Source organism: Caulobacter sp. P1_B12_2, from assembly GCF_056406675.1.
Map to the genome: position 1 here is coordinate 1 of NZ_JBFTZS010000397.1, position 4,372 is coordinate 4,372.

General features: G+C 64.5%; 3 protein-coding genes. All 3 read right to left on the reverse strand.

Annotated features, from left to right (window positions below):
* Nucleotides 1-314: 314 nt before the first annotated feature.
* The 3 genes from AC1DZ6_RS20015 to AC1DZ6_RS20025 all read right to left on the reverse strand — a co-directional run bounded on the left by AC1DZ6_RS20015 (nucleotide 315) and on the right by AC1DZ6_RS20025 (nucleotide 3,870).
* Entirely contained in the window at nucleotides 315-557 is a 243-nt protein-coding gene (locus tag AC1DZ6_RS20015) for a DUF6894 family protein (protein WP_454719112.1), read from the reverse strand.
* Between the two features lie 116 nt (nucleotides 558-673).
* Complete coding sequence (locus AC1DZ6_RS20020; protein ID WP_477098890.1) at nucleotides 674-2,359, reverse strand: response regulator; 1,686 nt, start codon at nucleotides 2,357-2,359, stop codon at nucleotides 674-676.
* 2 nt (nucleotides 2,360-2,361) lie between these two features.
* Nucleotides 2,362-3,870: an ATPase domain-containing protein gene (locus tag AC1DZ6_RS20025; protein ID WP_477098891.1), complete on the reverse strand. Its 1,509-nt coding sequence runs from the start codon at nucleotides 3,868-3,870 to the stop codon at nucleotides 2,362-2,364.
* Between the last annotated feature and the right edge of the window lie 502 nt (nucleotides 3,871-4,372).

Here is a 4,372-nt window from a genome sequence, read left to right on the forward strand (position 1 = left end):
GCTCCAGCCGCTCCAGCCGGTAGGCCTCTGAACTCCGGCCCGCTTGGCGAGTGAAAGACCGCTTCCCGCGTTGGACTAATGTCCGCGGAAGGCGCGACCTGGCCAACGACCCAGACATCCCCAGGGCAGGGTCGATCAGCGCTATCGACGCCAGCGGCTGAATGTCCGGAATTCGGCGCGGTCCCGAGGGCGGCTTCTGGCGCGACTCGGCCGACTGTTCAGACCTGAGCTCGACGAGCCTCTGCGGTTGATTGGCCAATCCACGCCAACCGGCGAGCAATGACTTGCACCAGCTTGACGGTCCCGCTCGCGGTTCAGTTCATCGAGGTGGCCGGATCCATAATGGAGACCGCGATGCTAGTCAGGATCTTGCGATTTTCGTCGCTGACATCAAAGCGCAGCGCCCGATGCTCCGCGACCGTGTCGGCATTGTCGCGCAGCCACTCTCCGGCGATTTTGACCGCTTCGAGACGCGCCGCGTCGAGATCAGGGAAATCGGTGCCGACCAGATCCTTCATCTGGTGGCCGTCTGACAGATGAAAATAGTATTTTCGCATGTCAGGCCTCGTTCGTCCTCCAAGGTGGGCAAGCCCGTAATCTAACCCGTCCCACCGATCACGGCGAGACCCTCGGCCCGCCGACCGCCCGAGACGCGAATGACGCCCGGAGCTTTTCAGTCGGCGACCGCGCCCGCCGGCTCGCGTGTCTGCAGGGCGTGGCGAACCGCCTTCTGAAGATCATCGATGCGGAACGGTTTGCGCAGAAGGGCGCCAAGCCCGATCACCTTGTCCACCGCGTCCATGTCGGCATAGCCCGTCGCCAGGATGATCGGCAGGTTTGGCGCGCCCTCACGAGCCATCTGCACCACCTCCACGCCGTTCATGCCGGGCATGGCGTAATCGACAATCAGCAGGTCGGGCTCGTCCGAGCGGAGACTGGCCACGCCTTCCTGTCCGCTGGAGGCTTGGCTGACCTGATAGCCGAGCATTTCCAGGCATTCGACGATGAACCGGCGCACGCCGGCGTCGTCGTCGATAACCAGGATGCGGCCCTGACCGCGTTGGGTCTCGGAGATGTCGGTGGGCGTGCTGTCGGTGGCGCTCGCGGCCGCAGCCAGAGGCAGCCAGRGGGTGAAACTCGCGCCCGCCCCCTCGTCGCTCTCGATCTGCACCGTCCCCCCCGATTGGCGGGCAATTCCAAAGACCTGGCTGAGCCCCAGGCCGGTACCCTTGCCGATCGGCTTGGTGGTGAAGAACGGATCGAAGATTTTCGACAACAGGTGGCGGGGGATTCCCGTACCGGTATCGACGACCCTGACCACGCCGTAGGCGCCAGGCGCGAGGGCGTCGTCGTTGGCGGATCCGACCGAGGTCTCGATGGTCAGGACGCCGCCGTCAGGCATGGCGTCGCGAGCATTGATCGCCAGGTTGAGAATGGCCAGCTCCAGCTGGTTCTCGTCGGCCATCGCCCAGGGCGCGTGGTTGGAAAGCTGCGTGACGATGCGGATCTGCGGTCCGATCGTGCGGATCAGCAGATCGTTCATGCCAACGATCAGGCCGTTCAGGTCGACAGGGCGAAGCGTCAGGCGCTGGGTCCGCGAGAACGCCAACAGCTGATGGGTCAGCTTGGCTGCCCGTTCGGCCGCCTCCGCCGCGAACTTGGCCAGGCGCAGGACGCGCTCCTCGTCGGTTCGGCGCTGGATCATTTCCAGATTGCCGAAGATCACCGTCAGCAGGTTGTTGAAGTCGTGGGCGATGCCGCCGGTGAGCCGGCCGACCGCTTCCATCTTCTGGGACTGTACAAGGGCGGCCTGAGCGCGCTCGCGCTCGGAGACTTCCTGCATCAGCTGGTTGTTGGCCTGCGACAGCTCCTCAGTGCGGGCCAGGATCCTGGTCTCGAGCGTGGCGTTGAGATGCCGCAACCCTTCCTCGGCCGTCTGAAGCTCTTCAAGCCGCCGACGAGCCTMGTATTGGCGTCGACGCACGCGCAGAGCCGAGGTCACGGCGCTCGACAAGGTCTCGCCATGGATCGGCCGCTCCAACACCACGACGTTGCCGAGGGCGGCCAGGGTGGCCAAGGCCTCCGGCGCGCGTCGCCCCGAGCGTTTCGTGGCCAGCAGGATGAAGGGGAAGTCCGACCATGTGGGCTGTTGATCGAGCCAGGCCGACAGGGCGGAGCGATCGGCGTCAGCCAGCGACTCCTCGGTGACCAACGCCGTGCCGKCGCCGAGGGCCAGTTCCACGGCGAGCGATTGAGCGCTGTCGCAGACCTGCGACTGTTGGCCCTGTTTGGACAGGAGCTGAGCGATGACCTGGGCGTCCCGGCCGCGCAAGGCCAGAACCAGGATACGTTCCTCCACGCTCACCCCGCGTCGGCCGCGGGATCGGCGGCAAGCAGCGGCGTGGTGCCGCGATAAGTTGGAAGGCCGGTCATCACGCCTTCGAAGTCCTTGAGCGGCTCGCCGATGATGATGCCGCCGACGCCCAGCCTGAACTCGCGAATGCTGGCTTCGTGGGCGGTCGTGCGGCTCTTGGCCACCGAGATGGCCTTGAGCATGTTGCCCTGGGCTTCGAAGTAACGGAACAGCACGATGGTGTCGGACAGGTAACTGAGATCAACCTCGGAGCGGACCTCGCCGATGATGCCGTGCTGGCCCAGGATCAGGATGGTGATCACGCCTTGCTGGTTCAGATAGCTCAGCATCTCGTGCATCTGCAGCATCAGGAACTTCTCGCCCGGCATGGCTTGCAGGTAGGCGTTGAGGCTGTCGATGACGATGAACTTGACGTCTTCGACCTCGACGGCGCGACGCACCCAGCTGGCGAACTCGCCCGGTGAGAGATCCGCGGGGTCGATCTGGATGACCTGCAGGGCGCCCGAGGCGATGTGCGGCTCCAGGTCCAGGCCCATCGACCGCGACCGAGCGAGCATCGTGGCTCGCCCTTCGTCGAACAGGTAATAGACGGCCTTCTCGCCGCGCTCGATGGCGCTGACCGCGCAGCGTACCGCCGTGCTGGTCTTGCCCACGCCGGAGGGGCCGTTGAGCAAGGCGTTGGTGCCGGCCGACAGCCCTCCGCCCAGCATCTGGTCCAGGCGCTCCAGTCCGGTCGTGACCTGGGTTTCGGAAAACGCGCTGTGGTGCTCGGCGGCGATCAGGCGCGGGAACACCGATACGCCGCCGGTCTCAATGATGAAGTCGTGGAAGCCGCCGCGATACTTGACGCCGCGCATCTTGACGACCCGCAGGCGTCTGCGCTCGGTGCCGTACTCCTGCGCGGCCTGTTCAAGCGTGATGACGCCATGGGCGATGCTGTGCAGTTGCAAGTCGCCAGGATCGGAGCTGCGGTCGTCCAGCATCAGGACGGTGCAGTTGCGGGTCGAGAAATATTGCTTCAGGGCCAGGATCTGCCGACGATAGCGCAGCGAGTTTTGCGCCAGCAGGCGCATTTCCGAAAGGCTGTCGAACACCACGCGGGCAGGGCGCAGGCGATCGACGCATTCCATGACGCCCTGGATCGTCTCGCCCAGTTCGACCTCGGACGGCTCCAGGATCGATTGCTCGCTGTCGGGGTCCAGCCCCTCCTCGTTGACCAGTTCGAACAGCTCGATGCCGTCAAGATCCCAGTCRTGGCTGCGGGCGACCTCGGTCAGTTCCGCCGCGGTCTCCGACAAGGTGATGTAAAGGCCGGGTTCCCCCAGACGCGCGCCTTCCAGCAAATACTGCAAGGCGATGGTCGTCTTGCCGCTGCCCGGCGTGCCTTCAAGCAAATAGGCGCGATTGCTCGTCAAACCGCCGCCCAGAATGCTGTCGAGTTCGGCGATCCCCGTGGATATACGCGGCGCGGCGGAAGGTGAAGATTGGGGCGGCATGGTTTCCACGTCTGGCGCGCGAGAGCGCGGGGTCACGGGTAAACGAGCTTGGCCAGGTTTGGCTGCGGCGACTGCCGGAAAAGCATCGATAGAGAGAAGCAATGGTCGTGCGAGCTGGCTGCTCGGCGTCCTGCTCCCAGCGGTCGCCTTTGGCGTAGTTCAAGACCAATCTGTCCACGGTCACATTAGCTAACGGACGTCGTCGGTAGCCGCCTTTTTCGCCGGAAGGTCCGGATACTGGAACGATGTCGACGTCCGGTTATGGCGCAGTGTCGCCCGCTCAGCCCGCGAGTCAAATTGCAGGCGAGATTGACCAACACGAGCGACGGAGCAGCTTCTATCGAGCTGCCCCTAGAAGGCACGGACCGCTCCCGCTTGGGCCGCTGGACTTGGCGCAAAGTAGGATTGGCAAAACCGGAACGAGCTTAAGGGACTTTACCATCTTCTCGGTCGCGGTCTTGTACTTGACGAAGTGGGGGGCCTTGAGGTGAGCCTCATAGGC

Bases quoted from the DNA above. Each gene is read 5' to 3' on its own strand.
- AC1DZ6_RS20015 (WP_454719112.1), bottom strand. From the start codon at position 557: ATGCGAAAATACTATTTTCATCTGTCAGACGGCCACCAGATGAAGGAT.